This window comes from Paracidovorax konjaci (assembly GCF_900112675.1).
GTDB classification, from domain to species: domain Bacteria; phylum Pseudomonadota; class Gammaproteobacteria; order Burkholderiales; family Burkholderiaceae_C; genus Paracidovorax; species Paracidovorax konjaci.
Genome location: NZ_FOMQ01000012.1, coordinates 58,860 through 85,779, shown reverse-complemented (window position 1 = coordinate 85,779; position 26,920 = coordinate 58,860). Strand labels below are relative to the sequence as shown.

Genomic DNA, 26,920 nt, shown 5'->3' with positions numbered 1-26,920 from the left:
ATAACCATATGATTATTGAAATTTTCATTTCATTCCCATGCACACCTCTCCTTCTTCCCTCGCGCCGGCGGACGGCACCCGCCCGATGCTGGACTGGCTGGCATCGCAACAGGACGCGATGGCCGATCTCCTGCGGCAGGTGGTGAACACCGACAGCGGCAGCGGGCACGCCGAGGGCGTGGTCCGCGTGGCCGCACTGCTGCGTGCACGCCTCGAATCGGCAGGCATCGCGGTGGAGACCCGGCCCGAGCCCGGCTGGGGTGAATGCCTGTTCGCGCGCATTCCCGGCCAGGGCACGGCGACCGGTGGGCATCTGCAGCTAATGGGCCACATGGACACCGTCTTCCCCCTGGGAACGGCGGCCGAGCGCCCGTGGCGCGTGGAAGGGGGCAAGGCCTACGGCCCCGGTGTGGCCGACATGAAATCCGGCCTGGTGATGAACGTGTTCGTGGCCGAGGCCCTGGCGCGTTTCGGCGGCAACGCCTCGCCCGTGCACCTGTTCTTCACCTGCGACGAAGAGGTGGGCTCACCCGCCTGCCGCACGGCGATCCGCGAGATCTCGCAGGGCGCGCGCGCCGTGCTCAACGCCGAGCCCGGCCGCATCAGCGGCAACGTGGTCACCGAACGCAAGGGTTCCTACCGCATCGACTTCGAGGTCCAGGGCGTGGCGGCGCATGCCGGAATCAACCCTGCACAGGGCGCCAGCGCCATCGAAGCCCTGGCGCACAAGGTGCTGGCGCTGCATGCGCTGAACGGCACCGAGCCCGGCGTCACGGTCAATGTCGGCTTCATCCAGGGCGGCATGGCATCGAACGTGGTGGCCCCGCTCGCCAAGGCCCACGTGGACCTGCGCTACACCGCACAGAACGACCTGCAGGCCCTGCTGGCCCGCATCCATGCCATCGTCGCGCAAGAGTCCGTGCCCCGCACCAGCGGCCGCGTCACGGCCCAGACCGGCACCCTGCCGATGGCGCCCACGCCACCGGACCTGCTCGCGGCCTACCAGCACAGCGCGGCCCAGGTGGGCTTCGCGGTCGAAGGCGAATTCACGGGCGGCGCTGCGGACAGCGGCATCACCTCGTCCATGGGCATCCCCACGCTGTGCGCGCTGGGCCCCGTGGGCGGCTATGCACACAGCGAGCGCGAATTCTGCGACCTCGCCACCTTCGTGCCCCGCGCGCAGGCGCTCGCCCTCACTCTGGTCGCGCTGGGCTGAACCGCCTCAGCCCGACCGTCCACGCGTCTCCATCCATCCTTTCCCGACTCCTGCCATGCAATCTTCCGACCCTTCCGCCCCCGCTTCCAGCCTGAACCGCCGCCAGCTCCTTGCCGCGGGCGCGGCCGCCGGCCTGGGCCTTGCGGGCCTGCCCGCCATGGCTGCCGCAGAAAAATACCCGTCCCGACCGATCACCCTCGTGGTGCCGTTCCCGCCCGGCGGCTCGGTGGACGTGATGGCGCGCCAGTATTCGGACGCGCTGGCACGCACGCTCGGCGCCACGCTGGTGATCGACAACAAGCCCGGCGCGGGCGGCTCCATCGGCGCACAGTTCGTGGCCCGCTCCAAGGCCGACGGCTACACCCTGGTGGCCTCATCGCAGAGCAGCCACCTCGCCAATCCGCTGGTGCAGCCCAACCTGGGCTACGACCCCGTGAAGGACTTCGACAACATCGCGATCCTCGGCCGCCAGCCGAACGTCCTGGTCACGCACCCCAGCGTGCCCGCGACCACCTTCGCGCAATTCGTGGACTATGTGAAAGCCCGGCCGGGCGAGCTCAACTTCTGCAGCGCGGGGTCGGGCAGCATGGGCCAGCTCAATGTCGAGATGATGCAGATGGTCGTGGGCACCAAGGCCGTCCACGTCCCCTACCGCGGCGGCTCCCCGCTCATCACGGCGGTGCTGGGCAACGAGGTGCAGTTCACGCTCGACAACCTGGTGATCTTCCTGCCCCACATCCAGGCCGGCAAGCTGCGGGCCCTGGCGGTCGCCTCCCCCACCCGCCTGCCGCAACTGCCCGACGTTCCGACCTTCGCGGAATTGGGCTACCCGCAGCTCAACCAGACCTCCTGGACGGGCATCGCCGCGCCGGCGGGCACGCCGCCGGCCGTCGTCGCCACGCTCCACCAGGCCATCCGCAAGGTGGCCACATCCCCCGCCATGGTGGAAAACCTGAAGGCGCGCGGCGTGATTCCCCCCGAGGACATGACACCTGCCGCCTTCGAGAAAATGATGGGCGAGCGCCTCGTCACCTATGCCGAGGTCGTGCGCCGCGCCAACATCAAGCCCGAGTAACGGGGTTTCCCCGCGCTCAGCACCTGCCCACGTCGCAGGAGATGTGGGAACATGGCCTGTCATCCGTACGGACCTCCCGCCATGTTCTTTGCCCGCCCGCGCCGCAGCGCCCTTCAGCCCCGATCCGCCCGGCACGCCGTCCCTGCGGCGTGCTGGATCGCCGGCATCCTCCTGGGCTCCGCCGCGGGTGCGGCCCTGGCGCAGAGCAGTTGCAGCAGCGACGGCACGCCCGTGCCCCCGGTGCTGTACGAACGCTTCCTGAACGCCGACTGCGAGGCCTGCTGGGCCGGTGCGCCACGCCATGCTCCGTCGCCCTCTGCACTCGTTCTGGACTGGATCACCCCAGGCAGCCGGGGTGATGAGGCGCCGCTGTCCGCGGCCGCCATTCCGGAAGCGCTGGAGCGCCTGCGGCAGCTCGGCCGCCCGGCTCCGCAAGGCTCCGACACGCATGTGGCCGAGCTGGCGCCGAACGCTGCCGGCAGCCGCGCGCGGGGCCTGCGCGTGGCCCATGGGCTGCCGCTGAACGACTACATCGGCGTATCGCTGTCGCTGCGCAAAAACCCTTCGCTGCCGGCCGGCCCCTACCGGTACACGCTGGTGCTCGCCGAGACCCTCCCCTCAGGCACCGAGCGGTCGCCCGTCGAGCGCTCGGTGGTCCGCGGCATGCTGCAGGGGACCTGGGAAGCCCCTGCCAACCGCTCGGCATCCGCCCAGCCTTTGCAGGAATTGCGGTCGATGCGCCTGCCCGAGGGCGCGCAAGCCGAACGGTTGTTCGTCGCCGCCTGGGTCGAAGATGCGTCGGGGCGCATCGCCCTGGCCGCGCGATCGCAGTGCGGATCCTTGCCGTGAAGAGGGATATTCCCACTGACCGGTAAAATCAGACACCGGGCCCAAGTTTTTTGTCGCCCGGTTTTTTGCGCCTGCGCACTGCAGGGTTCGGAGCCGCCCACGCGACGTGCGGCGTCTCCCGCAAGGCCGGCAGGGCAAGCCAAGCGCCCACCGCGTCGGAAATCCTTCCGTCGCGTCCCTCGATGGAGCTTGGAACTCATGGAAATCTTCGATTACGACAACGTCCTGCTGCTGCCGCGCAAATGCCGCGTGGAAAGCCGGTCCGAATGCGACACCAGCGTCACCCTCGGCGAGCGGAGCTTCCGCCTGCCCGCAGTGCCGGCCAACATGAAGACCGTGGTGGACGAGAAGATCTGCCGCTGGCTTGCCGGCAACGGATATTTCTACGTCATGCACCGCTTCGACCTGGACAACGTGCAGTTCGTCCGCGACATGCATGCCGCCGGCTGCTTCGCATCCATCTCCCTGGGCGTGAAGCGCAGCGACTACGACACCGTCGACCGGCTGGTGGCGGAAGGCCTTGCGCCCGAGTACATCACCATCGATATCGCCCATGGCCACGCAGACACCGTGAAGGCCATGATTGCCTACCTGAAGGAACATTTGCCGCAATCCTTCGTGATCGCAGGCAACGTCGGTACGCCCGAGGCGGTCATCGACCTCGAGAACTGGGGCGCGGACGCGACCAAGGTCGGCATCGGCCCCGGCAAGGTGTGCATCACCAAACTGAAAACGGGCTTCGGCACGGGCGGATGGCAACTCTCGGCGCTCAAGTGGTGTGCGCGCGTGGCCACCAAACCCATCATTGCGGACGGCGGCATCCGGGACCATGGCGACATCGCCAAGAGCGTCCGCTTCGGCGCCACCATGGTGATGATCGGCTCACTGTTTGCAGGCCATGAGGAATCGCCCGGCCAGACGGTGGAGGTGGACGGCCAATTGTTCAAGGAGTACTACGGTTCCGCGAGCGACTTCAACAAGGGCGAATACCGCCACGTGGAAGGCAAGCGGATCCTCGAACCGATCAAGGGCCGCCTTGCCGACACGCTGGTCGAGATGGAGCAGGACGTTCAAAGCTCCGTCAGCTACGCCGGCGGCAGGAAACTCATGGACATCCGCAAGGTGAACTACGTGATCCTGGGCGGAGACAACGCCGGCGAGCACCTGTTGATGTGATCGGCAGAGATTTTTCTCTGCCAGTCTTGCAGACAACAGAAAAGCTGGTGCATAATTCGAGGCTCTGCTGCAACGCAGACACAGTTTAAAGCTGTGGGTTCTTAGCTCAGTTGGTAGAGCAGCGGACTCTTAATCCGTAGGTCGAGTGTTCGAGTCACTCAGGACCCACCACCATTGAAAGCGCTACAGTCGATCGGCTGTAGCGCTTTTTCTTTTGTCCAGCCACCGTTGAACAAGGGCCGCGATCTTTTCAATGGGCTCTCAGGTCGCGAGCGATTTTTACCGCAAGAATTCCCAACGGTCAGTCGGTCAGTCCCGTGCACTCAGCGCCGAATACCTCCCAGCCCGGCCCACCCGTCACCCCATAAAAAAGGCCCGCCAAAGGCGGGCCTGGATTGCGACACCTCTTCAGGGATTCGCGCTGGCAGCGGCATTGTCTGCGGACGCGGCCGACTTGCGGTGGCTTTTTCGCCCCGCTTCCCTCGCCTCTTCAGACGTGAATTGGTGGGCGTTGCCGCTGGCATGTGCCGCCCTGCCGCCCAAGGATGCAATCTCGCGCTGACGCGCCGGATCCATGCCAGCGAATCCCCGCCGAGCAGGTCCAGTCCGGCGAGCCCCTGATTTCAATGCATCGTCTGCCCGTACATCCTTGCCCGTATCGCGTTCGTTCGTTGGGGTGTTGGCCATGTGCCGCTCCTCTCAAGAAATAGGAAATGGATGGAAAAATGCAGCCCGGCCTTTTGCCGGGGCCACGCTTGAGTTAGGGCAAACGGCGTGCCCGGCCTCCCGGCAAAAAAAACCCGCTGCGAAGCGGGTTTAAAAGGGGAATGCCTGGCGGGGCTGCCAGGCACCATCGACAGTGCAAACGGTATGCCGCGGGCACGCGGCAACCCCTGCCCGCATCAGCGAGGCGATGAATCGGTCGCGGCCGTACTCTCGTAAGCCTTGAGTTTGTTGTAGAGCGTCTTGAGGCTGACACCGAGCGCGGCTGCCGCCCGCTCCTTGTGGTTATCGAAATGGCGAAGCGTGCGCAGGATGAGCTGCTGCTCCACATCTGCGATCGACGTACCGACATCCACGCGCAGCTGAGATGGCGAGTCGGTGCCCCCCTCCTCCTGCGGCGAACGACCCGTGCGGGGATCCTGGGCAGAGGTAGCGTTTTCGACCCCATTGGTCGGCAGCCACTGCGCCGTGATAGTGTCGCCCTCGGCCATCACATAGGCCCGCTGGAGCACATTGCGCAATTCACGCACATTGCCGGGCCAGCGATACCGCTCCAATCGCTCGATCGCCTGAGGCTCCATGCGCTTTGCCCGCCCCTCCTTCTGGCCAATGGCAGCAAGAAAGTGGGCGCTGAGCAGAGAGATGTCTTCGGAACGCTCTCTCAACGGCGGAAGTTCGATCGGGAAAACATTCAGGCGGTAGAAAAGATCTTCACGCAAGGCCCCTCCTGCCACCGCAGACAGCGGGTCCCGGTTGGTCGCCGCGACGATCCGCACATCCGTCGCACGCTCCACCGTCGAGCCGACGCGCATGAAAGTACCGGTCTCCAGCACCCTCAGCAGCTTGACCTGCAGTTCCATCGGCATTTCGGTGACTTCATCGAGGAACAGCGTGCCTCCGTGGGCACGCTCGAAAAATCCCTGGTGCTGGCGCTCCGCGCCGGTGAAGCTGCCCTTTTCGTGGCCGAATATCTCGCTCTCCATGAGATGGGGCGAAATGGCACCGCAATTGATCGCTAGAAACGGTTGCGACCGTCTCCGGCTCAGATCGTGCACCGTACGGGCCACCAGTTCCTTGCCGGTCCCACTATCCCCCGTCACAAACACGGTCACGGACGTACCGGCCACTCGCGCAATCTGTTCATAAACCTGCCGCATGCCCGCGGAACGCCCCACCAGATGGCCGAACCGCCCGGTTTCATCCACCGTCTTGCGCCAGGACTCGATTTCCGCAGCGATGACCGAAGGCGGCATGACGCGGGACAGCACGCCGCGCAACTGCGACAGACTGACCGGCTTCACCAAATAGTCGGCCGCGCCCAGCCGCAGGGCCTGGATCGATGTTTCGAGGGTGGCGTGTCCTGTCACGAGAACCACCTGCGTGTTGGAACGCAGCGACTGCTCGCTCATGAACGACAAACCGTTTCCGTCAGGCAAATGCAGATCCAGCAGCACCACGTCGGGAGGTTGCAGGACCATCTTCTTGCGCGCTTCTTCCAGGGTGTGCGCCGTGGCTGCATGGTAGCCCTCGGCACTGCACAATGCCGCCAGCATGTCTGCTGCATCGGCATCGTCATCCACGATCAAAGCCAACCCCATGGGACCTCCGAAATGCACCGCCGCAACGTGGCTGTTGGATTAACCGACTCCGCCTTGCGGCGCGGGCACGAGTGAATAAACATTTTCAAGGTGTTCTGTCCATTGCAGCCTGCAATTGCTCCATCGTGATGGGTTTGACCAGGTAATCGTCAAATCCGGTCTTGTAGGCCTTGGCGATGTCCTCTGCCTGTCCATACCCCGACACGGCCACCATCCGCCCGGCATAGCCCGCGGTTCTTGCCCGCAAAGCGATTTCATACCCATCGACCCCTGGGAGGCCGATATCGACGATCGCGACATCGGGCCGCTCCGCAATGATCAGGACCAAGCCGTCGAGCCCGTTCTCGGCGGTGTGCACCGCATGGCCCTTGCCCGTGAGATAGGCCCCCACGGAGCGGAGCATGTCTGCATTGTCTTCCACGACGACGATGCGGCGCGAAGGGCCCCGCGGTCGCGCTTGTAGCTCGACCGCAGACGCAATGTCGACCGGCGCCACACGCGGCCAGCGTACGGTAAAGGCCGTTCCGGCGTCCGAGGTCGCCACATTGATCGTGCCTCCGTGCTGCTCCACGAGATGCTGGACCAATGTGAGTCCGACCCCCAGACCGCCATCCTGGCGATCGAGCATCCGCTCACCCTGCATGAACAGATCAAAGATATGCGGGAGCAACGCCGCATCGATGCCATCGCCGGCGTCCGCCACGCAAAGGATTGCCGCGTCGTCCGAGCAGGACACCGTCACGTCGATTTTTCGACCCTCCGGAGTGTATTTGATAGCGTTCTGCAGCAGGTTCACGACGATCTGCTCGATGCGTGTCGCATCCCCACTGATCCATGCCGGCTGCAAATCGAACGACCATGCATGCCTGCGCATCTCGCCACCCACGGAAAGCGATTCACGCACGCTGCGGACCCGCTCCGACAGATCGGTGGGCCTGCGCGAAAGCACCGCATTTCCCCGCAGCACCCGGCCTACATCCAGCAGGTCGCGCATCATGCTGGCCAGATGTTGCGTCTGGCGCTGGATGATGACGAGCGCTTGATCTGCCGTGTCGGGGCCGCCGGAGCCCGACGAGAGCACATCCGAGGCTGCGGCAATGGCCGCCAGAGGATTGCGCAGTTCATGACTCAACATCGTGAGGAACTCATCCTTGGCGCGGTTGGCAGCCTCGGCCTGCTGCCGGGCCGCCTGCTCCTGCTGAGATTGCAGCGCTCTGCGCTGCTCCGCATTTTTCTGCTCCGTGACGTCGACGGTGATTCCTACCAGCCGCTCGGGTTTGCCTCGCACCCCATAGCGCAGCAGGAGCCTGCTGGACAACCACCTGGGGGCATCCGAGGGTGCCGCTGCGACGCGATATTCCAGATGGACCCGGGGCTGCCGCGCACGAAGCGAGCGAGCGAGCACCTGGCGCAGCGCTGCCCGATCGTCCTCGTGTACCAGCGAAATCCAGGCGTTCAAGCCGCGCGGCGCTCGCACATCACCCGAGCCACTCACGAGATCGCGGCCAAACAACCCCTCCTGCCCGGCGGTCCAGACCATCTCGGAGGGGCTGAACCTGTACTCGAAGAAACCGACATATCCCTCCTGGCAAGCGAGATCGATGAGGCTCTGCTTTTCTTGGCGTTTCCGATCCGCGGCCAGCCACAGCGCCATCACTTGCAACAGTTCCGTGATGTCGGTCACGGCACTGATCGCACCGCGCGGTCTTCCACCTTCATCCAGCAGGGGGACCGCGCTGGCAACCACAGAGAGCGGCGGACGGCCCGGCACGCGGATCTCCAACTCCATCGGGCCGACGGCTTGCGCCAACCGGCAAGCGCGTTGCAGCGGTTGCTCTTCTGCGGACAGCAACTTTCCGCCACGAAAGATCTGCGCGGGAACGTCCCGGCAGTCCTCCTCATCGGCAACACCCAACAACCCACGCATCACAGGGTTGTAGACCACCTGTCCGCAATCGGCTCCATCAGCAAATGCGAGGCCGATGGGGGTGTTTTCGAACAAGGCCTCGAATTCCGCCGCCTTGGCATGCAGACGCTGGTGCGCCGTGGCATCGCGCCGCTGAGCCGCCCAGAGAGCATCCCGCAAAAGCGCGATCTCGCGCACGGGAATACGTTGGGAAGGCGGCAACCGCTGGGCCCGAGCCAACAACTGCAGAGGTTGCGCGATGCGGCCAGCCACCAGCAACGCCAATGTCACTCCCACGAGCAGGCAGGTACCCATCGTGGCAAGCGCAGACAACACCGCATGGCGCTCTGCCGCCTCGATAGGCGCCGCCGGCATGCCCGCACTAATGTGCCAGTCGGAGTTGGCGACCGGCCGCCATGCTGCGATGGCGGGCTCAGCCATGCTGGCGTCGCCCATGCGCGCGAGGGCACGCCCCGCACCGGTAGGAAGGAGTTGCCGACCCTGCGACAGACCACCAGAGGCTGCCAGAACATTCTGGCGTGCATCGATCAGAGCGATGAACCCTCCGTCAGGAGGCGACGCGGTCGTCAAAAGACGCTGCCACACACCCGCCTCCAACCTCGCACCCAGCACATACCCTTCCTTGCCGCCCACCTTGATGGGAACTGCGATGCCTGTCATGGCCTGCTCCCCCGCCAACCAGACGGCTTCGGACACCACGGCATGGCCGGCACCGAGCGCCTTTCGCGCCAATACGGCGGCATACTCATCCGGCTTTGCCTTGGCGTCGGGGTCCTGCGCCGTATCGAACACGAGGTGACCATCGATGCCCACAAGGAACACGCTGCGCCATTGAGGCCGAATGAGTGGCCGCTGATGCAGCCAGCGCTCGAGCCATGCGACCTGTCCGCTCCGAAGGGCGTCTGTGTTGGCCAGAGCGAACAACGAATCGACGGTGGAACCCATTTCAACGCCCACTGCCTGGGCTGAACTGGACGCGCTGTGAGCCAGCGCAGAATCAAGGCGATGGCGAGAAACCATCAGCTCTGCAGCAACTTTGTAAGTCAGCAACAGACCGATGGGCAACGTGGCCACCAGGATCATCACGACCAGATAAGTCCGCAGGGAAGCAGACGGCCACGCCCTTCCGAACCACTGACCGAATCGAGAGCTCCGCCCTTCGCGCACCCGTTCCATCGCTCCGCCACTTGGGTTGGAGGCGTGATCGGTGTGAGAAGCTGGGTCGCCCATGCAATAGTTTCCGCAATTAATTCAGGGTGCCGTCCCGTTTCCCGATCTGCTGGCAGTTCTGTATCCAGCTCGAACGTGGATCTGGCAATCCAGCCTCCCAGCGAAACGCGGCCACTGCAACGCCTTGGCACTACCGCGGGCGATCAATTGTTGCAAAAGTATCCACCCGTTCACTGTCGGACAAACACGGCACAGTGATTGCAACCTTGGAAGCCAGTCCACGCATTGTGGTCTCCACCAGGAGCACTCCAACCCATGTCATCACTCGCCCTTGGAGTCCGGCAGGTCCAGACCAACCACCTCTCTCCCCGCCTGCAGAAAGCCGTGCAATTACTGCAGATGCCTACCGCAGAGTTCATCCAGAACGTGATGAATGCGATGGATGAAAATCCCTTCCTTGAAGAGGACGAAGCCGCAATTCAGCCAGGCTCCATGGTTCCAGGCGACCTTCCGGCCTGGCCTGCGGGCCCTGGCACCAAGTCACTGCACGACGCCGCGGGTGATGGCATCTCCATGCTCGAGAAGGAGCCTGCCACGACAACACTGCATGCCCATCTGCATGCGCAATTGCGCATGCTGCGCTTGCCGGATCGTGTCTTTCTGCTGTGCAGCCTGATCGTTGAGGAATTGACTGAAGACGGCTATTTAGACTGTGCCATCGAGTCGATTTGCCAAGACTACGGCATCGAGCCCGAAGCCACACCGGAAGAGTTGCAGACAGCTTTGCTCCACGTTCAATCGCTGGAGCCCGCTGGGGTTGGGGCGAGAAACCTCCAGGAATGCTTACGCTTGCAATTGCCGGCTGTCGACTGCCCGCTGCAGCGCGCCTTGTGTGAGGCCGTTCTTGAAAAAGCAGCCCAAGGCGCTGCCCCTCAAGCCATGCGGCAACTATCGACTCGCCTGGACGTTCCTGCCCATGCGGTGCGCGAAGCCCTGGAACGATTGCGGCACCTCGACCCCCATCCCGGCTGGCGCTATGGCTCTCAGCCTGTGCAGTACATCGTCCCCGACGTTATCGTGCACAAGACACGCGGCGGTTGGACCACCTCTCTGAATGAGGCGATCATTCCTCGCGTTCGCGTCAATAGACAGTACCAGCAGCTCATGCAGCCGAAACAAGGCCCATCGACAGCTACGGAAAGTATTGCGGCTGATGAAGTTCCCGGAGAACCATCGCGCGCACTGGCAACGCAGCTGGCCGAGGCTCGGTGGACCGTTCGGAACGTACAGCAACGTTTTTCGACTGTTCTGGATGTCGCGCGTGCCATCCTGCGGCGCCAACCGCATTTCTTGGAGTACGGGCCGGTTGGAATGCGGCCTTTGGCTTTGAAGGACGTTGCCGAAGACGTTGGAGTGCATGTTTCGACGGTTTCGCGCGTGACGAACAACAAATACCTGCAGACGCCATTCGGTCTGTTCGAGCTGAAGTACTTTTTCTCGAGGGCAATGACCACCCCGGCAGGCCACGACAGCTCACCGACCGCAATCCGTGGATTGGTTCAGGAAATTCTGGCGGCAGACAACGGGTTGCAGCCGCTCTCCGATGTGGATATCGCAAGGCAGCTGGAACGGCAAGGAATCCGCATTGCGCGACGTACGGTGACCAAATACCGGCAGCAGTTGCGCATCCCACCCGCGGAGCAGCGGGCTGCATTGCGATCCTGACTGCGGCACGTCGCGTGCAACCGGAGGGTTTGATGGAACCAGCGAGGGTCTTTGGCGCCAGGGCCATAATCAAGGCCGCACACCATGCCGTTCCTGCGCCGCGCCACTGCACTTCACCGTCTCGTGCTCGCATGCTTCATGTGGGCGCTTGCTGCATCCGTGCTGGCGCCGGTTGCAGGTGCGGCACCTTCTTTCGAACAGGTCTGTACTGCAGAAGGCCGATCGCAATGGGTTCTGCGTGAGTCGCCAGAGCGTGGCACGGATTCAGATGGACACCACGCGCTGGACTGTCCGGCCTGCTTACCGGCGGGCCTGCTGCCTGACGACACCCGCCCCAGCCACTACACCCCTCCAGTCACCCGGCGAGCGCAGGCACTAGGGCGGGAAAATATCCTCCCCATCCCATCATTCGAGGCTCATCTTCCCGCGAGAGGTCCCCCGGCAGATCAGCTCTGACGAAGATCGCCCTGCATGCATGCATGCATGCGGGCGGCCGACTTTTCACTGACCCTCGATTTCGAGGGTTAGCGCTCATCTTTCGGATTGACCCTCATGAACAAACTGCTCACCACTTCCGCCTTTTTCCTTTCAAGTCTTATTTCCATCGCCGCACAGAGCCAGACCGCTTCGGCACAAGACGCTTGGATCCGTGCCACTGTTCCCCAACAGAAAGCGACAGGTGCATTCATGAAACTCACGGCAGATCAGCCCATGCGGCTCATTGGCGTCACTTCGCCCGTTGCCCCTGTAGCGGAAATCCACGAAATGCGGCTTCAGGACAATGTCATGAAAATGAGACGGGTCACCGGGATCGATCTGCCAGCCGGGCAGACTGTCGAATTGAAGCCCGGCGGCTACCATGTCATGCTCATGGACTTGCAGCAGCCGATGAAGGCTGGAGATTCCGTGCCCCTCCAGCTTGTGCTTGAAACAGCGGCAGGCCAACGCCGTACGCTGGACATCCAGGTACCTGTACGAAGCCTCAACACACCTGCAGGCCCATCCAATCCAGCCCCTGGACCACACATGGGACACGGCACCTCCCACCACTGAGCGCAGCCGGTTACACGCACCGGTCCTGGAAAAGACCGGTGCGGCACACCCATAGGCACACCCATAATGAGACGGTTCTCCCGCAGCCCATCTACGAGCGCCGGGCCTGGCAACAGGGCGCCTCATCCCATACTTCCTCCATGAATCCAGATGCCCACCACCTCTGGCGCGCACCGCGCTGGGCCCTCGCCGTCCTGTTGGCGGTTTTGGGCATGCTCGGACCGTTCTCCATAGATACCTACATACCTGCGTTTGCGGGCATCGCTTCCGCACTGGGCGCTACGCCCGTTCAGATGCAGCAGACGCTTTCAGCGTATCTGTTCGGGTTTGCTTTCATGACGCTTTTTCATGGCGCACTTTCCGACAGCATTGGCCGCAGGCCGGTTGTCCTGTGGGGCATTGCCGTGTTCACCGTCGCCTCTGCCGGATGCGCCCTTGCGCAAAGCATCGGGCAACTCGTTTTTTTCAGAGCACTTCAAGGCCTCTCCGCCGGGGCTGGGATCGTGGTTTCACGTGCAGTGATCCGCGACATGTTCCCTCCCGCACAGGCACAGCAGGTGATGAGCCAGGTCACCATCTATTTTGGCGTTGCACCGGCCGTCGCCCCGATTGTGGGCGGGTGGCTGTTCGTTCACGCCGGCTGGCACAGCGTGTTCTGGTTTCTTACGGCCGTCGGTGCCGTTCTGTGGATCGCGAACTACCGACTGCTGCCCGAGACGCTGCATGCGCAATATCGCCAGCCATTCAACGCACGCCATCTGCTGCAGGGATATTGGGAATTGGGATCCAGTCCGCGCTTCTTGCTGCTGGCGCTTGCAAGCGGAGTGCCATTCAACGGCATGTTCCTCTATGTTTTGTCCGCGCCCGCGTTCCTGGGTGACCATCTGCACTTGGCTCCCACGCAGTTTTTCTGGTTCTTCATCTTCACCATCTCCGGAATCATGGGGGGTGCATGGCTGAGTGGCCGGCTCGCAGGACGGATTGCTCCGAAGCGGCAGATACGACATGGCTTCGTGATCATGTTCCTCATGTCTGTGGTCAACGTCGTAGCCAACAGCCTATTTACTGCCCACGTCTCCTGGGCTCTGGCACCGATCGCCGTTTTTGCTTTCGGATGGGCTCTGATGGTGCCTGTCGTCACTTTGCTAGTACTCGACCTGCACCCGGAGCGCAGGGGCATGGCGTCCTCCCTCCAGGCTTTCGTTGGCTCCACGGCCAACGGCATCGTTGCGGGCATCGTTGCGCCGCTGGTCATGCACTCCACCGTGCTTCTTGCCTGCGCATCGCTGGCAATGATGTTGGTCGGCACGCTTTCCTGGATCTATCTGCACCACCGATGGCCAGACATTGGCCGCACGGTCAGCCTGGACTAACCACCGGGGCGCAGAAACGCCCAATGTCTTCATCAGGCCCCACGTACGGATCAGACCACACGTCTAAATTTTTTGCTTCAGCAAAAACAAAGGCCCGCATTGCGGGCCTTTGTCATCTATGTGTGCAGATTACCGTGGCGCACGCGCCGGACGCTTCCTTGGATCGTGGGGCGTGAATGGCTTCGGACCGAAACCACTGCCGCTCGGCTTCGAGAAAGAACCGCCACGGCGATCCCCTTGAACTCCGCGAGGGGCTCCACCGGCGCCGGCTCCACCACGGGGCCCACCCATCGACGGATCACGCCCTGCGTCACCAAAACCAGGCTTGCGGCCATAACCGTCCGAATCCCGTTGCCCACCGAAGGCATTGCCGCGATCGGCCCTCATGCCACCTGCATGGTGCGCCGCATCACGACCGCCGCCGAACCCGCCGCGTGCAGGACGGTCGCCGAAACCACCGCGGCCCCCTCCATTACCACCCTTGCGATCGCGCGAGAAGCCTTCGCTTCGGCCACCACGCCCGGGGCTGAAATCGGCACGTGCTTGCGGGAAGCGCTGCTGCGGCTCCAAACCCGGAATCACATCCGCTTTGAAGGGCTGCTTGCTGTAGCCTTCGATATCGAAGATCTTGCGGCGATCGCGGAATTCCGCAAACGTCACGGCCAATCCGTCACGCCCGGCGCGTCCGGTACGCCCGATCCGGTGCGTGTAATCCTCGGCCTTCATCGGCAGACCGAAGTTGAACACGTGGGTGATCGTGGGCACATCGATGCCTCGGGCCGCAACATCGGTCGCCACCAGAATCTGCACCTGCCCATTGCGCAACGCCATCAGCCGGCGGTTGCGCAGGCCCTGGCTCAAGGCACCATGCAAAGCCACCGCAGAGAAACCCTCCTGCTGCAGATCATTGGCCAAGCCATCGCATTCCACTTGCGTACTGGCAAACACAACTGCCTGGTTGATGGAGGTGTCGCGCAACCAGTGGTCCAGCATCTTCCGCTTGTGCTGCGCGTTGTCTGCCCAGAACAGCATCTGCTTGATGTTTGCGTGCTTTTCCTGGGGAGAATCGATCTGCACCTTCTTCACCGAAGCGCCACCATCGTGCATCACGCGCATGGCCAGTTGCTGAATGCGTGGAGCGAAGGTAGCGCTGAACATCATCGTCTGCTTGCGCTGACTCGTGAGTTCGTTGATTTCAGCCAGATCATCGGAGAACCCGAGATCCAGCATCCGATCGGCTTCGTCCACCACCAGAAATTGCACCTGGTCGAGCTTGATTTGCATGGAACGTTGCAGATCCAGAAGGCGGCCTGGCGTCGCCACGACCAAATTTGCATTCTGCAATTTGGCGATCTGAATCTGATAGGGCATGCCGCCCACCACGTTGGCAACACGCAGACCGCGGCAGTGGCGCACGAGTTCGATGGCGTCGTGCGCGACTTGCTGGGCCAATTCCCGCGTGGGGCACAGAATCAAGGCACCTGGCGTAGCGGCTTTGAAATGCCGGGGATTGGTAGGGTCCTTGCGCTTGGCGCGCTTTGGCAACGGCTCGCCGCGTGCAGCGGCTTCTGCAGCAGCAGCATCGTGCTCAGCGCGTGCAGCAGCTTCCTGCTCAGCCTGCTGCTGGATCAGCGTGTGCAGCACAGGCAGCAAGAAAGCAGCCGTTTTTCCGCTGCCCGTCTGGCTGGAAACCATCAGGTCAATGAACTTGCCAGCGCCATCACCTGCACCCATGGCCAGGGGAATGGCACGTTCCTGCACACCGGTAGGCTGGGTGTAGCCCAGGTCAGCCACGGCCTGGACGAGTTCCGGGGCCAGCCCCAGTTGCACGAACCCATTGGGCGTTGCAGTGGTGGAGATCGCAGCTTCGGCGATGTCGGTCACGGCCACGAAAGAAGAATCTGCAGGCGCGCAATCGCCCTGCACTTGCAAAGTGTCGGTCATGTCTATCTATGTTTCTCACACAAAGACGCACGCAGGCGGGAGCCTGCGAGGGCTTCGTGAATGGTTAAAAAACATCAACCATTCAGCGAAACCAGCGCCCGCGGTAGCGGGGCAGGTGGGCATTGGTGCGGAAAGTCCATGCTGCGCTCATCGCAGCAGTCCGCGGCCCGGTGTGAAGGGGAGATGTGCAACTGCGCGGACAAGCTGCCGAGGATCGGACAACAAAATTTTCCGCGCAAGCCGGCGATTGTCGCACGACTGGGGTTTTCCCGCAATGCCCGATGAAAACAGGGCACCAACCCGGCTCAGAGTGCCAGCAGATGCTTCCGGTAATGCGCCAGTTCGTCGATGGACTCATGCACATCCGCCATGGCGGTGTGTTTTTGCGCTTTCTTGAAGCTGGTATACACCTCTGGCTTCCACCGCTTGGACAATTCCTTCAGCGTGCTCACATCCACATTGCGGTAGTGGAAAAAAGCCTCCAGCCGCGGCATGTATCTGACCAGGAATCGACGGTCCTGCCCGATGCTGTTGCCGCACAAAGGCGCTACGCCCTTGCGCACATAACGCGCCAAGAACTCCAGAATGGCTTGTTCCGCCTCTGCCTCCGTCACGGTGGAGGTTCGCACTTTCTCGATGAGTCCGCTCCGTCCATGGGTGCCTTTGTTCCAGGCATCCATCCCGTTCAGCAATGCATCCGATTGGTGGATGGCGAAGACAGGGCCCTCGACGCGAGGCTCCAGGTCCGGGCCTGTCACCACCACGGCAATTTCAAGCAATCGATCCGTCTCGGGATTGAGCCCGGTCATTTCGCAGTCGAGCCAGACAAAATTCTGGTCGGATTTGGCCAGGACAGGGCCGGGAGAGGCAATAACGGAAATTTCAGACATGGAGGGATTGTCTCCGAAGGGCCAGCGCACGCGCAGGGCCCCAGACCACGTGCGCACACCCATTGCCCTAAACTCCCCGCACATGCTTCAGCCTCCTGCTCCCGCTTCTTATTTCGAAACGCCCCCCGGCTTTTTTACCGCCGCATTCGCTGCATTGCTGATCGGGGGATTGCTGGTCCGCTTTTGGCTGGCCTCCCGGCAAATCAAGTATGTGGCACGCCACCGGGATGCCGTGCCGGCGCCGTTCGCGACACGCATTTCGCTCTCTGCACATCAGAAAGCAGCGGACTACACCATCGCCAAGAGCCGGCTGGGTTTGCTTGAAACGGCACTGGCAGCCGCTGTGCTTCTGGGCTGGACACTTCTGGGCGGCTTGAACGCGCTCAACCAGGCATTGTTATCACTTCTGGGAGGAGGCATGGCCCAGCAATTGGCGTTGATCGGCGGATTCGCGCTGATCAGCGGGTTGATCGATCTGCCGATGGCTCTCTACCAGACATTCGTCCTTGAAGAGCGTTTCGGATTCAACAAGACGACGCTGCGCCTGTGGCTCGGTGACCTTGCCAGATCCACGGCCATGTCGACTGCCATCGGCTTGCCGCTGGTCGCTTTGATCCTCTGGTTGATGGGTGTTGCCGGGTCGCTCTGGTGGTTATGGGCCTGGGGCGCCTGGGTCGCATTCAGCCTCGTGCTGATGGTTGTCTATCCGCTGTTCATAGCCCCGCTCTACAACCGGTTCCAGCCTCTGGAAGATGAAACGCTCAAGGAACGGGTCACATCGCTCATACAGCGCTGCGGCTTTGCGTCCAAGGGATTGTTCGTCATGGATGGAAGCCGACGCAGCGCGCATGCGAATGCCTATTTCACCGGCTTCGGCTCAGCCAAGCGGGTGGTGTTCTACGACACCCTGCTGCGACAACTCAAGCCGAACGAAGTCGAGGCAGTACTGGCGCATGAGCTGGGGCATTTCAAGCACCGGCACATCGCAAAGCGCATGGTGGGCGTCTTTTCCCTGGCCTTGCTGGGGTTCGCCCTGCTGGGCTGGCTGTCGGGCGAGGCATGGTTCTACACGGGCCTGGGCGTGCAACCCAACCTTTCGCTTTCGGGCGTGCAAGGCAGCGCGCCCAATGATGCCCTGGCATTGCTGTTGTTTCTGATGACCGTGCCGCTGTTCACTTTTTTCGTTTCTCCCGTTTTTGCGCAACTGTCACGCCGCGATGAATTCGAGGCAGATGCGTATGCCATGGCACAAGCGGAAGGAAGTGCTCTGGCATCTGCGCTGCTCAAGCTCTACGAGGACAATGCGTCCACGCTGACCCCTGACCCGGTTTACGCCAGGTTCTACTACTCCCATCCGCCGGCCAGCGAACGGCTGGCCCGCATGCCCCTGCCAACGCCAACGCCCTCCACATGACCTCCTCCATGCTCACCAAGAAAGACTGGTCCACCGCCACCCGCCGCGCGCTCAATCCGACGGAGATCGTCACGCGCCTCGCAGAACTGCAGGGCTGGTCTATGAGCGGCGACGGATCCTCTGTCGCCATCAAGAAAACGTACCGGTTTGCGAACTACTACGAAACCATGTCGTTCGTGAATGCGGTGGCGTTCATCGCCAACGCGCAGGACCACCATCCCGATCTGTCGGTGCACTACGATCGCTGCGTGGTCAGCCTGAACACCCATGATGTACAGGGCATCTCCACGACGGACTTCGAATGCGCGTTGCGGTTCGATGCGCTGCTGACGGCTTCCGAGTGAAAGGCGACAGGCGCGGCATGGCTGAACGCATTGCACCCAGCGAAGGCCTGGTGGTTGCCAGCCATGGGCGGCATTGCCTGGTGGAAAGCCCCGATGGAAGCCGGCGCATCTGTCATCCCCGGGGCAAGAAAAGCCAGGCCGTTGTCGGTGACCGCGTCCTGTGGCAATCCCCTCCTGCGGGCCAGGGCGACGAAGGCACCATCGAGAAGGTGCAGCAGCGCCGCAATCTCTTCTACCGACAGGACGAGATTCGCACGAAGTCGTTTGCCGCGAACCTGGACCAGGTACTGATCCTCATTGCCGCGGAACCCGTGTTCTCCGAAAGCCAATTGGCCCGCGCCCTGATCGCAGCGGAAGCGGAGGGGATCACGCCACTCATAGCGCTCAACAAGAGCGATCTGGTCGAACCCTTCGAGCGGGCCTGGGAGAGGTTATGGCCTTACCGGCACATGTGCGGGGAAGGCGAAGAGCGACACCACTACCGGGTGCTGCCGTTGTCGCTTACCCATTCCGGGGAGGTGGACAAGTCGGAACTGTGGGAGCACTTGCGCGGCAAAACGACCTTGGTCCTCGGCCCCTCCGGATCAGGGAAAAGCACGCTCATCAACCTGCTGGTTCCCCATGCGTCTGCCGTGACGGGCGAAATATCCCAGGCGCTCAATTCAGGCAAGCACACGACAACCACGACCACGTGGTACTGGGTGGATCCTGCAGAGCGCACGACCGCACTCATCGACTCTCCGGGATTCCAGGAATTCGGGCTTCACCATATTGCCGCGACAGACTTGCCCAGACTCATGCCCGACATCGGGCAATACGCGGACCAATGCAAGTTCTACAACTGCACCCATCTGCATGAACCGGGCTGTGCGGTGATGGCGCATGTGCAGGAATCTCCTGCGCAAACCAGCGCATGCCGCGATGTAATCTACGCAAATCGCTATCAAATTTATAGCAATCTATTTGCCGAACTGAGCGAGCACCGCCACTGGTGAAAAACGGGTCCGGGCATGCTCCCGGATGGTTTGTGCGCGCCGGATCAGCCCAGCAGCCGTGCGAGGGTCAATAGCGCCAGCAGCAGCATCCATACGACCACCGACCGCCAGACCAGGCCCACCACGCTGCGCAGATGGGCGACGTCCGGCTCACGGCCTGGAGTGCTGTCCCCGCCAAGTTCCTGCACATCCGGATGCAGCGCGCCTTCGGCAAGGAGATCGGACCGCGTCTGCAGCACCTCACCACCCAGGCGCACGTTGATGGCTCCTGCGGTGGCAGCCAGGATCACCCCGTCGTTGTCGTTGGGGAAGTGCTGCGCGTGGAACCGCCAGCCGTCGATGGCTTCTTCGAAGCTGCCTACCACGGCGAAGCTGAGGGCCGTGAGGCGTGCGGGCAACCAATCCACCACGGTCCAGGCCTGTGCGGATGCCCGCTGCAACGGCAGGCTTCCAGGGTGGGCCACACTCGCGCCGCGCCCTCCCATCTTCCAATAACGCGACACGAATTCGGAAAGGCGGTAGAAGACGGCCCCTGCGGGACCGAGCCCCAACGCAGCCAGCACGGAAAACCAGGCCAGCACACCGAACACGTGCCGGTGCGCCGCGATCACCGAGTACTCGATCACATGCCGCACGATCTCGCTTCTGGGCAGCAATCCGACATCGACCTGCTGCCACGCGGCCAGCCGCGCCCGGGCCGCATCTTCGTCACGCTCTTCAAGCGCGTCGCGGATGTTGGTGAAATGGTGGCTGAATTGCCGGAAGCCCAGGGTGACATACAGCACCGCGATCCCCCACACCACGGCTGCCGGCCATCCGATGGTGACCATGAGCAGCCAGTGCACGCCCAGCACGGCCAGCGAAGGCACGCAGACGGCCAATATCCAGGCCACCCAGCCGTGGTGCGGCTTGCCCGCGTCGAAGTTGCGGCTCACGGAGAGGGCCCATGCGCGCACGCCGGCGTGGATCGGGTTGCTGCGCGCCAGCGGTCGGGCCTGCTCGATCAGCAACGCCATCAGGATGGCAAAGAAACTCATGCAGCAATCATACTGGGCTGTATTGCAGGGATGAAGGCACGGCGGCCGCTGCTTGCGCAGGCTTCACCACCCGCGACAAGGCCGTTGAATGCAGGTGCATGTGCACATGCCCCCTCACGCCAGCATGAATCGGTAGAGGTTTCTCAGCATGCCGGCCGTCGCGCCCCAGATGAAGTGCGACGCCCCCGTTTGGGGATCGACGTAGGGAATGGACAGCCATTCCCTACGCACCCCGCCCAGTTCGAATGCGTGGTGCCGATGGTTGGCGGGATCCAGCAGGAAGGCCAGGGGCACTTCGAACATCGCAGCCACCTCGTAGGGATTGGGCTTGAGCTCTCCTTGCGGGTCTATCAGCGCCACGACCGGCGTGACCATGAATGCCGTCCCTGTCGCATAGACGGGCAGAACGCCCAACACCTCCACACGCCGGCTTTCGAGCCCGACCTCTTCCCACGCTTCCCTCAATGCGGCGGCAACCGCATCGGCATCTTCCGGATCGATTCGCCCCCCTGGAAACGCCACCTGCCCCGAGTGCGTGGACAAGTGGGCCGTACGCTCCGTCAACAGCACGGTGGGCTCGCTGCGCAACATGATGGGCACCAGAACGGCCGCATCCCGCGGGGCTTTTTCGGTCAGTGATTTTTCACGCAGCACCTCGGGAGTCCATGGTGGAGGGGCGGCAAACCGCCGTCTCAGCGCTTCCGGGGTCTGGGCCTGCCGCGGCACCGGGGGCAGGTGGTCATCCACGGCCAGCACCGGTGCCTGCCGTGGGTTGAAGCCCGGCAGTGCCGTCAACGGTCCGCTGGTTGGAGCGCTCCCTTCCTGGGAAAGCGATGGTCCGGAGGCGGCAGATGAAGAGGATGGCATGGTCACAGTGACAATCTCGGCTTGGCGGCACCGCCGAAACCATGAAAAAAGCCGCTACAGGACTCTGTAGCGGCTTTGGAAGCCAGGGCGATGGAAAGCCTCAAGCTGCAGGCGTTGCCACCTTCACGCGCGAAGGCAGCTTTTCCTTGATACGTGCCGACTTGCCCGAACGGTCGCGCAGGTAGTACAGCTTGGCGCGGCGAACATCACCACGGCGCTTCACTTCGATGTTGGCGATCAGCGGGCTGTAGGTCTGGAAGGTACGCTCCACGCCTTCGCCGCTGGAGATCTTGCGCACCGTGAAGCCGCTGTTGAGGCCGCGGTTGCGCTTGGCGATCACCACGCCTTCGTAAGCCTGCACACGCTTGCGGGTGCCTTCGACGACGTTCACGCTGACGATGACCGTGTCGCCAGGAGCGAACTGGGGAATGGTCTTGTTCAAGCGGGCGATTTCTTCCTGCTCGAGGATCTGGATCAGATTCATTTGATGTATCCAACGATCATGACCGCGCCAGGATTGGCAGGCGTCGGGATTGACGCGTGGTGCTGGGGCAGCCCCCAGGAATGGAAGCCATGGCCCTGCAGCGGCCGGACAGAGGATCGAAAAGCCCGCGATTATAGCAAGCCTGGCGACTTGGCCAAAACAGCTTCGTCGGCACGATCCAGGCAGCCGGAAAGGCGCGCCGCATCGATCAGGTCAGGTCGGTGCCGCGCCGTCACCAGCAGGCGCTGGTCACGCCGCCAGCGCTCGATCTGCGCATGGTGTCCCGTCAGCAAAGGTGCGGGGACCGCCTGGCCCTTCCATTCCTCGGGCCGTGTGTAGTGCGGGCAATCCAGCAGCCCGTCCAGCGCCGCATTGAAGCTGTCGGCCTGGTGGCTTCCTTCGTCATTCAATACACCGGGTTGCAGCCGTGCCACCGCATCCAGCAGCGCCATGGCGGGGATCTCCCCTCCCGACAGGACGAAGTCGCCCAGGCTCAACTGGACATCGACATGCGCATCGATGAAACGCTGGTCCACGCCTTCGTAGCGACCACAAAGAAGAATGGCCCCCGTGCCTCCTGCCCATCCCACCACCTGGGCATGGTCGATCCTCCGCCCGATCGGGGAAAACATCACCAAGGGTGCCGCTGTGCCCGGCAACTCGCCGCGCTCCGCACGAATGGCCGCAAGGCAGCGTTCGAGCGGCTCGGCCATCATGACCATGCCGGGGCCGCCGCCGAAGGGCCGGTCGTCCACGCGCCGGTAATTCCCTTCTGCATGGTCCCGCAGATTCCAGAGACGCACATCCACCAGCCTGGAGGCGTAGGCCCGCCGGGTGACGCCACTGGTCAGGAAGGGAGCAAACAGCTCCGGAAACAGGGTGATGACGTCAAAGCGCATGGAAAGACCGCGCTCAGTAATCGGGCTGCCAGTCCACCACGATGCGGCGCGCTTCCATGTCCACCCGGTCCACGAAAGCCGACACGAACGGAATCATGCGTTCCTGCAGCTTGCCATCGCGCATCTCGGACAACACCAGCGTCGTCTGCGGGCCTGTCGCGAACAATTCACGCACTGTGCCGAGAGACAGCCCTTCGCGATTGACCACATCGAGACCGATCAGGTCCACCCAGTAGTACTCGTCTTCCGCCGCCGTGGGAAAGCTCGACCGGGGAACGAAAATGCGCGCGCCCTTCAAGGCTTCGGCGGCATCGCGATCGTCCACGCCCTGGGCCTGCGCCACGATGGAGTCCGAATGCTCCTTTGCCTGCCGGATCGGCAAGAGAACCGTGCCGGTGAAAAAGCTCTTGGCACCCTTTTCGCTGGGCTGCAGGTACCAGCGCTTGGAGGAGAAAAGCGCTTCGGGGTCGGCGCTGTACGGCAGCACCTTGAACCAGCCCTTCACACCCCAGGCATCCGCGATGCGCCCCACCTCCACCGCATCGGGAGGCAGTTCGGCAGGATCGAGCAGGGGCAGGCTGGGCATGGTCAAAAATTCTTCTTGCAATGAAAAACGGGCTCCGTACGCATTGCAACGGAGCCCGCCTTGTTCCGGGCGCGAAGTCCCGGGTCCATCCAGCGAATCAGGCAGCAGCCTTCTTGGCGGCTTGCTTGATCAGACGGTCAACGGTTTCGGACGTCTGGGCGCCAACGCCCTTCCAGTACGTCAGGCGATCCTGGGCGATGCGCAGGCCTTCTTCGCCTTCCTTGGCCGTGGGGTTGTAGAAACCCAGGCGCTCAATGAAACGACCATCGCGGCGAACGCGCTTGTCGGCCACGACGATGTTGAAGAACGGACGACCTTTGGAGCCGCCGCGGGAGAGTCGAATGACGACCATAATGAATCCTTCGGGTGGGACAGCAAAACGCTGCCGAGGTTTTGCGGCGTTTGAGACACGCGACTTGGCCACCCGGCCAGCGACACGCTGCAAAGCCCGCGATTATAGCCACATCCCCTACTTATGCCGACCATCCGCCCCAGCCGCGACGAAGACATTCCTGCCATCACTGCGATTTACGCCCACCACGTGCTGCACGGCACGGGCACTTTCGAGATCGATCCCCCCAGCGCCACGGACATGGCCAGCCGCCGCGCCGACGTCCTGGCGCGCAACCTCCCCTACCTCGTGGCCGAGGAGCAGGGCGAAGTGCTGGGGTTCGCCTACGCCAACTGGTTCAAGCCCCGGCCGGCCTACCGGTTCTCAGCCGAAGACTCGATCTACATGGCGGATGCCGCACGCGGCAAAGGGCTGGGCCGGCAGCTGCTGGATGCCTTGTGCGACGCCGCGCAAGCGTCAGGGGTGCGCAAGCTGCTGGCGGTCATCGGGGATTCGGCCAATGCAGGCTCCATCGGCGTGCACCGCGCTGCCGGCTTCACGGAAATCGGCGTGATGCGCTCGGTCGGGTGGAAATTCGGCGCATGGCGCGACATCGTGCTGATGGAAAAGCCGCTGGGTGCCGCAGACTCCACGGCCCCGGAATGACCCGCCCCACAGCCATGGCCCGCAGCAGGAACAAGACGGTGGCCGCCTGGCTCGCCTTTCTGGGCGGCCCCCTCGGACTGCACCGTTTCTACCTGCACGGGTTCGGGGACCTGCTCGGCTGGATGCTGCCGATTCCGACGGCGCTGGGCGTGCACGGCATCCTGCGCGTACAACAGTGGGGACAGGATGACCACCTCAGCTGGATCCTGATTCCACTGCTGGGCTTCACCATCGCAGGGTGCGCCTTGCGGGCCATCCTCTACGGCCTGATGACCCCGGAGCGCTGGAACGCCCGCTTCAATCCCGCAGCGGCACCCGACGCACCGGCAGGGCGCACCCATTGGTTCACCGTCTTCGCCATTGCACTGTCGCTCATGCTCGGGACGGCGGTGCTCATGGCCAGCCTGGCGTTCAGCTTCCAGCGGTACTTCGAATACCAGATCGAAGAAGCCAGGAAGATTTCTCAATAATGGTCAAAACACCTTCATGCCGCCGTATCCATTGGATTTATTGCTCCTAATGTAGGAGCAATAAATCCAAAAACAGGGCACCGCCATGCCAGCGCCTCAATACAGCTGCAGGCTGATCCAGTAGGCGATGGATGCCACGAACGCGCTGGCGGGAATGGTCAGGATCCAGGCCCACACGATGTTGCCCGCCACGCCCCAACGCACGGCGCTCGCGCGCTGGGTGGACCCGACCCCGACGATGGCGCCGGTGATCGTGTGCGTGGTGGACACCGGAATGCCCAGCGCCGTGGCCAGGAACAGCGTCATCGCGCCGCCCGTTTCCGCGCAGAAGCCGCCTACGGGCTTGAGCTTGGTGATCTTCTGCCCCATCGTCTTCACGATGCGCCAGCCGCCAAACATCGTGCCCAGGCCGATGGCGAGGTAACAGGCGACGATGGACCAGGTCGGAGGCGCCGTATCGGTGCTCGACGCGTAGCCGGTGGCGATGAGCAGCAGCCAGATGATGCCGATGGTCTTCTGCGCATCGTTGCCTCCGTGCCCGAGGCTGTACGCCCCTGCGGAAACCAGCTGCAGCCGGCGGAACCACTTGTCCACCTTGCTGGGCCGCGCGCGGCGGAAGATCCAGGCCACGGCCACCATCATCAGCGAGCCGAGCAGGAAACCCAGCAGCGGCGATATGAAGATGAACGCCACGGTCTTCAGGATGCCCGACGAAATGAGCGCGCCCGCGCCCGCCTTGGCGATCACCGCACCGACGATGCCGCCGATCAAGGCATGCGAGGAGCTGCTGGGGATGCCGTAGTACCAGGTGATGACGTTCCAGGTGATGGCGCCGACGAGAGCGCCGAAGATCACGTGGGTATCGACCACACCCGGCTGCACGATCCCCTTGCCGATCGTCGCGGCGACGCTCAGATGGAAGACGAAGATGGCCACGAAGTTGAAGAACGCGGCGAAGACGACGGCCTGCGTGGGCTTGAGCACCCCGGTGGAGACGACGGTCGCGATGGAATTGGCGGCGTCGTGGAACCCGTTCATGAAATCGAACAGGATGGCCAGCGCGACCAGGAGAACGACGACCCACAGGGCGGTTTGTACGGTTTCCATGCTTTTTCGAGCTTGCGTCCGCCGGCGGATCAGGAGTTCTCGAGGATGATGCCCTCGATGTGGTTGGCCACGTCTTCGCACTTGTCGGTGATGGTTTCCAACAGCTCGTAGATGGCCTTGAGCTTGAGCACCTCGCGCACATCCGGCTCTTCACGGAAGAGCTTGCTCATGGCGCTGCGCATCACGCGGTCGGCATCCCCTTCCAGCCGATCGATTTCCTCGCAGGTCTTGATGGCGGCCTCGGCCACGGCCGGGTCGGCGATCTTGTCGAGCATCTTGATGGCGTCGCGCACACGCTCGCAGCACTTGAGGCTGAGGTCCGTCAGGCGCGAGATCTCGTCCGTCATGTGGCGCACGTCGTAGAGCGCCATCGTTTCGGCCGAATCCTGGATGAGGTCCGCCACGTCATCCATGGTGTTGATCAGCGAATGGATCTGTTCGCGGTCGATCGGGGTGATGAATGTCTTGTGCAACGCGCGGTTCACGTCGTGGGTGACGCGGTCGGCAGCGCGCTCGGCGTTGTCGACGTCCTGGTTGTACTTGTCACGCAGATGGGGATCGTTGTAGTTGGCCACCAGCTGAGAGAAAGCGCGGGCCGCCTCCACGATGCGGTCCGCGTGCTGGTTGAACATCTCGAAAAAATTGCCCTCGCGGGGCAACAGCTTTCCAAACAACATGGGGGAGACTCCTGGTCTGCTGACAGGCATGCGCCACAAACGGCACTGCCGGGTTTGTGACGAAAAGATGACGGTTTCAAGAAAGGCGCGAGTTTAACCGCGCCGATGCAGGCAGCGCCCGATCCCTCGACATGCCTGCAGATCCCGCACATTGAAGGAGGCCGGCCCCACTCCTGTCGGAAAAATCCCACAGGCAACGGATGCGAGCCCCCACAAACCCCGGCAACCTCGCGGCTTCCAATGGAATGGCACGGCGCTGACGGGCCGACGCCCCACCCCAGTGACTTCTTCGACATCGCAAGGCCTGACATCCCAAAGGATCTT

At 62.9% G+C, this 26,920-nt stretch carries 25 protein-coding genes and 1 tRNA gene; 13 read left to right on the top strand and 13 right to left on the bottom strand.

Annotated features, from left to right (window positions below; all coding sequences use genetic code 11):
• Window positions 1–37: 37 nt before the first annotated feature.
• The 5 genes from BM144_RS17065 to BM144_RS17045 all read left to right on the top strand — a co-directional run bounded on the left by BM144_RS17065 (window position 38) and on the right by BM144_RS17045 (window position 4,487).
• Window positions 38–1,216, top strand: a complete 1,179-nt coding sequence (locus BM144_RS17065; protein ID WP_092954872.1) for a M20 family metallopeptidase — start codon at window positions 38–40, stop codon at window positions 1,214–1,216.
• A gap of 55 nt (window positions 1,217–1,271) precedes the next feature.
• Complete coding sequence (locus BM144_RS17060) at window positions 1,272–2,291, top strand: Bug family tripartite tricarboxylate transporter substrate binding protein (protein WP_092954869.1); 1,020 nt, start codon at window positions 1,272–1,274, stop codon at window positions 2,289–2,291.
• An 81-nt stretch (window positions 2,292–2,372) separates the two neighbouring features.
• On the top strand, window positions 2,373–3,140 hold the full coding sequence (locus BM144_RS17055; RefSeq protein ID WP_245783702.1) for a hypothetical protein: 768 nt from the start codon (window positions 2,373–2,375) through the stop codon (window positions 3,138–3,140).
• 198 nt (window positions 3,141–3,338) lie between these two features.
• Window positions 3,339–4,316, top strand: coding sequence for a GMP reductase (locus tag BM144_RS17050; protein ID WP_092954866.1), 978 nt, complete (start codon window positions 3,339–3,341; stop codon window positions 4,314–4,316).
• 95 nt (window positions 4,317–4,411) lie between these two features.
• A tRNA-Lys gene (locus BM144_RS17045) sits at window positions 4,412–4,487 on the top strand.
• A gap of 237 nt (window positions 4,488–4,724) precedes the next feature.
• Here BM144_RS17045 and BM144_RS17040 read toward each other — a convergent pair.
• The 3 genes from BM144_RS17040 to BM144_RS17030 all read right to left on the bottom strand — a co-directional run bounded on the left by BM144_RS17040 (window position 4,725) and on the right by BM144_RS17030 (window position 9,647).
• On the bottom strand, window positions 4,725–5,003 hold the full coding sequence (locus tag BM144_RS17040; RefSeq protein WP_092954863.1) for a KGG domain-containing protein: 279 nt from the start codon (window positions 5,001–5,003) through the stop codon (window positions 4,725–4,727).
• A gap of 215 nt (window positions 5,004–5,218) precedes the next feature.
• Window positions 5,219–6,637, bottom strand: coding sequence for a sigma-54-dependent transcriptional regulator (locus tag BM144_RS17035; protein WP_092954860.1), 1,419 nt, complete (start codon window positions 6,635–6,637; stop codon window positions 5,219–5,221).
• A gap of 85 nt (window positions 6,638–6,722) precedes the next feature.
• The gene (locus BM144_RS17030; RefSeq protein ID WP_245783706.1) at window positions 6,723–9,647 is read right to left on the bottom strand and encodes a hybrid sensor histidine kinase/response regulator; all 2,925 of its coding nucleotides are present in this window, start codon (window positions 9,645–9,647) and stop codon (window positions 6,723–6,725) included.
• A 402-nt stretch (window positions 9,648–10,049) separates the two neighbouring features.
• On the opposite strand from BM144_RS17030, the gene rpoN reads away from it, so the two are divergent.
• The 3 genes from rpoN to BM144_RS17015 all read left to right on the top strand — a co-directional run bounded on the left by rpoN (window position 10,050) and on the right by BM144_RS17015 (window position 13,885).
• Window positions 10,050–11,459 (top strand): RNA polymerase factor sigma-54, encoded by a 1,410-nt coding sequence (gene rpoN, locus BM144_RS17025; protein ID WP_092954854.1) that lies wholly within the window; start codon window positions 10,050–10,052, stop codon window positions 11,457–11,459.
• Window positions 11,460–12,011: 552 nt separating this feature from the next.
• Window positions 12,012–12,512 carry a copper chaperone PCu(A)C gene (locus BM144_RS17020; protein WP_092954851.1) on the top strand — a complete coding sequence of 167 codons (501 nt, stop codon included), beginning with the start codon at window positions 12,012–12,014 and terminating at the stop codon, window positions 12,510–12,512.
• A 140-nt stretch (window positions 12,513–12,652) separates the two neighbouring features.
• Complete coding sequence (locus tag BM144_RS17015; protein WP_092954848.1) at window positions 12,653–13,885, top strand: multidrug effflux MFS transporter; 1,233 nt, start codon at window positions 12,653–12,655, stop codon at window positions 13,883–13,885.
• 129 nt (window positions 13,886–14,014) lie between these two features.
• Here the strand turns inward: BM144_RS17015 and BM144_RS17010 are convergent, their stop codons facing one another.
• A complete protein-coding gene (locus tag BM144_RS17010) occupies window positions 14,015–15,829 on the bottom strand; it encodes a DEAD/DEAH box helicase (protein ID WP_092954845.1) in 1,815 nt (604 codons plus the stop codon).
• Between the two features lie 305 nt (window positions 15,830–16,134).
• On the bottom strand, window positions 16,135–16,719 hold the full coding sequence (gene orn / locus BM144_RS17005) for an oligoribonuclease (RefSeq protein ID WP_092955054.1): 585 nt from the start codon (window positions 16,717–16,719) through the stop codon (window positions 16,135–16,137).
• A gap of 82 nt (window positions 16,720–16,801) precedes the next feature.
• On the opposite strand from orn, the gene BM144_RS17000 reads away from it, so the two are divergent.
• The 3 genes from BM144_RS17000 to rsgA are packed head-to-tail and all read left to right on the top strand — an operon-like array spanning window position 16,802 to window position 19,472.
• On the top strand, window positions 16,802–18,133 hold the full coding sequence (locus tag BM144_RS17000) for a M48 family metallopeptidase (RefSeq protein WP_092954841.1): 1,332 nt from the start codon (window positions 16,802–16,804) through the stop codon (window positions 18,131–18,133).
• Window positions 18,130–18,477, top strand: a complete 348-nt coding sequence (locus tag BM144_RS16995) for a 4a-hydroxytetrahydrobiopterin dehydratase (protein ID WP_092954838.1) — start codon at window positions 18,130–18,132, stop codon at window positions 18,475–18,477. The genes BM144_RS17000 and BM144_RS16995 overlap by 4 nt, the downstream gene beginning before the upstream one ends.
• 17 nt (window positions 18,478–18,494) lie before the next feature.
• The gene (gene rsgA, locus BM144_RS16990) at window positions 18,495–19,472 is read left to right on the top strand and encodes a ribosome small subunit-dependent GTPase A (RefSeq protein ID WP_092954835.1); all 978 of its coding nucleotides are present in this window, start codon (window positions 18,495–18,497) and stop codon (window positions 19,470–19,472) included.
• Window positions 19,473–19,516: 44 nt separating this feature from the next.
• Here the strand turns inward: rsgA and BM144_RS16985 are convergent, their stop codons facing one another.
• The 6 genes from BM144_RS16985 to rpsP all read right to left on the bottom strand — a co-directional run bounded on the left by BM144_RS16985 (window position 19,517) and on the right by rpsP (window position 23,697).
• The gene (locus BM144_RS16985; protein ID WP_092954832.1) at window positions 19,517–20,509 is read right to left on the bottom strand and encodes a CobD/CbiB family protein; all 993 of its coding nucleotides are present in this window, start codon (window positions 20,507–20,509) and stop codon (window positions 19,517–19,519) included.
• 114 nt (window positions 20,510–20,623) lie between these two features.
• Window positions 20,624–21,376 (bottom strand): CoA pyrophosphatase, encoded by a 753-nt coding sequence (locus BM144_RS16980; protein ID WP_092955051.1) that lies wholly within the window; start codon window positions 21,374–21,376, stop codon window positions 20,624–20,626.
• A 100-nt stretch (window positions 21,377–21,476) separates the two neighbouring features.
• Window positions 21,477–21,860, bottom strand: coding sequence for a 50S ribosomal protein L19 (gene rplS / locus BM144_RS16975; RefSeq protein WP_092954829.1), 384 nt, complete (start codon window positions 21,858–21,860; stop codon window positions 21,477–21,479).
• 131 nt (window positions 21,861–21,991) lie between these two features.
• Entirely contained in the window at window positions 21,992–22,759 is a 768-nt protein-coding gene (gene trmD / locus BM144_RS16970) for a tRNA (guanosine(37)-N1)-methyltransferase TrmD (RefSeq protein ID WP_092954826.1), read from the bottom strand.
• A gap of 13 nt (window positions 22,760–22,772) precedes the next feature.
• Window positions 22,773–23,345, bottom strand: coding sequence for a ribosome maturation factor RimM (gene rimM, locus BM144_RS16965; RefSeq protein WP_092954823.1), 573 nt, complete (start codon window positions 23,343–23,345; stop codon window positions 22,773–22,775).
• A 97-nt stretch (window positions 23,346–23,442) separates the two neighbouring features.
• Window positions 23,443–23,697: a 30S ribosomal protein S16 gene (gene rpsP, locus BM144_RS16960; protein ID WP_092954820.1), complete on the bottom strand. Its 255-nt coding sequence runs from the start codon at window positions 23,695–23,697 to the stop codon at window positions 23,443–23,445.
• Between the two features lie 123 nt (window positions 23,698–23,820).
• Between rpsP and BM144_RS16955 the strand changes: the two genes are divergently transcribed.
• Together BM144_RS16955 and BM144_RS16950 are read left to right on the top strand one after the other, a co-directional pair.
• Window positions 23,821–24,342, top strand: a complete 522-nt coding sequence (locus BM144_RS16955; RefSeq protein ID WP_092954817.1) for a GNAT family N-acetyltransferase — start codon at window positions 23,821–23,823, stop codon at window positions 24,340–24,342.
• A complete protein-coding gene (locus BM144_RS16950; protein WP_092954814.1) occupies window positions 24,339–24,812 on the top strand; it encodes a TM2 domain-containing protein in 474 nt (157 codons plus the stop codon). Before BM144_RS16955 ends, BM144_RS16950 begins: the two co-directional genes overlap by 4 nt.
• A 96-nt stretch (window positions 24,813–24,908) precedes the next feature.
• Here BM144_RS16950 and BM144_RS16945 read toward each other — a convergent pair whose 3' ends face one another.
• Window positions 24,909–25,919, bottom strand: a complete 1,011-nt coding sequence (locus BM144_RS16945; protein ID WP_092954810.1) for an inorganic phosphate transporter — start codon at window positions 25,917–25,919, stop codon at window positions 24,909–24,911.
• A 29-nt stretch (window positions 25,920–25,948) separates the two neighbouring features.
• Complete coding sequence (locus BM144_RS16940) at window positions 25,949–26,596, bottom strand: DUF47 domain-containing protein (RefSeq protein ID WP_092954807.1); 648 nt, start codon at window positions 26,594–26,596, stop codon at window positions 25,949–25,951.
• Window positions 26,597–26,920 lie beyond the last annotated feature (324 nt).

Coding starts and splice junctions, on each gene's coding strand:
- BM144_RS17035 (WP_092954860.1), bottom strand. CDS start 6,637: ATGGGGTTGGCTTTGATCGTGGATGACGATGCCGATGCAGCAGACATG.
- BM144_RS16945 (WP_092954810.1), bottom strand. CDS start 25,919: ATGGAAACCGTACAAACCGCCCTGTGGGTCGTCGTTCTCCTGGTCGCG.
- BM144_RS16955 (WP_092954817.1), top strand. CDS start 23,821: ATGCCGACCATCCGCCCCAGCCGCGACGAAGACATTCCTGCCATCACT.
- BM144_RS16980 (WP_092955051.1), bottom strand. CDS start 21,376: ATGCCATCCTCTTCATCTGCCGCCTCCGGACCATCGCTTTCCCAGGAA.
- BM144_RS16940 (WP_092954807.1), bottom strand. CDS start 26,596: ATGTTGTTTGGAAAGCTGTTGCCCCGCGAGGGCAATTTTTTCGAGATG.
- orn (WP_092955054.1), bottom strand. CDS start 16,719: ATGTCTGAAATTTCCGTTATTGCCTCTCCCGGCCCTGTCCTGGCCAAA.
- rpoN (WP_092954854.1), top strand. CDS start 10,050: ATGTCATCACTCGCCCTTGGAGTCCGGCAGGTCCAGACCAACCACCTC.
- trmD (WP_092954826.1), bottom strand. CDS start 22,759: ATGCGCTTTGACGTCATCACCCTGTTTCCGGAGCTGTTTGCTCCCTTC.
- BM144_RS17020 (WP_092954851.1), top strand. CDS start 12,012: ATGAACAAACTGCTCACCACTTCCGCCTTTTTCCTTTCAAGTCTTATT.
- rpsP (WP_092954820.1), bottom strand. CDS start 23,697: ATGGTCGTCATTCGACTCTCCCGCGGCGGCTCCAAAGGTCGTCCGTTC.
- BM144_RS16950 (WP_092954814.1), top strand. CDS start 24,339: ATGACCCGCCCCACAGCCATGGCCCGCAGCAGGAACAAGACGGTGGCC.
- BM144_RS16985 (WP_092954832.1), bottom strand. CDS start 20,509: ATGAGTTTCTTTGCCATCCTGATGGCGTTGCTGATCGAGCAGGCCCGA.
- rplS (WP_092954829.1), bottom strand. CDS start 21,860: ATGAATCTGATCCAGATCCTCGAGCAGGAAGAAATCGCCCGCTTGAAC.
- rimM (WP_092954823.1), bottom strand. CDS start 23,345: ATGCCCAGCCTGCCCCTGCTCGATCCTGCCGAACTGCCTCCCGATGCG.
- rsgA (WP_092954835.1), top strand. CDS start 18,495: ATGGCTGAACGCATTGCACCCAGCGAAGGCCTGGTGGTTGCCAGCCAT.
- BM144_RS16995 (WP_092954838.1), top strand. CDS start 18,130: ATGACCTCCTCCATGCTCACCAAGAAAGACTGGTCCACCGCCACCCGC.
- BM144_RS17015 (WP_092954848.1), top strand. CDS start 12,653: ATGAATCCAGATGCCCACCACCTCTGGCGCGCACCGCGCTGGGCCCTC.
- BM144_RS17050 (WP_092954866.1), top strand. CDS start 3,339: ATGGAAATCTTCGATTACGACAACGTCCTGCTGCTGCCGCGCAAATGC.
- BM144_RS17060 (WP_092954869.1), top strand. CDS start 1,272: ATGCAATCTTCCGACCCTTCCGCCCCCGCTTCCAGCCTGAACCGCCGC.
- BM144_RS17010 (WP_092954845.1), bottom strand. CDS start 15,829: ATGACCGACACTTTGCAAGTGCAGGGCGATTGCGCGCCTGCAGATTCT.
- BM144_RS17065 (WP_092954872.1), top strand. CDS start 38: ATGCACACCTCTCCTTCTTCCCTCGCGCCGGCGGACGGCACCCGCCCG.
- BM144_RS17030 (WP_245783706.1), bottom strand. CDS start 9,647: ATGATCCTGGTGGCCACGTTGCCCATCGGTCTGTTGCTGACTTACAAA.
- BM144_RS17000 (WP_092954841.1), top strand. CDS start 16,802: ATGCTTCAGCCTCCTGCTCCCGCTTCTTATTTCGAAACGCCCCCCGGC.
- BM144_RS17055 (WP_245783702.1), top strand. CDS start 2,373: ATGTTCTTTGCCCGCCCGCGCCGCAGCGCCCTTCAGCCCCGATCCGCC.
- BM144_RS17040 (WP_092954863.1), bottom strand. CDS start 5,003: ATGGCCAACACCCCAACGAACGAACGCGATACGGGCAAGGATGTACGG.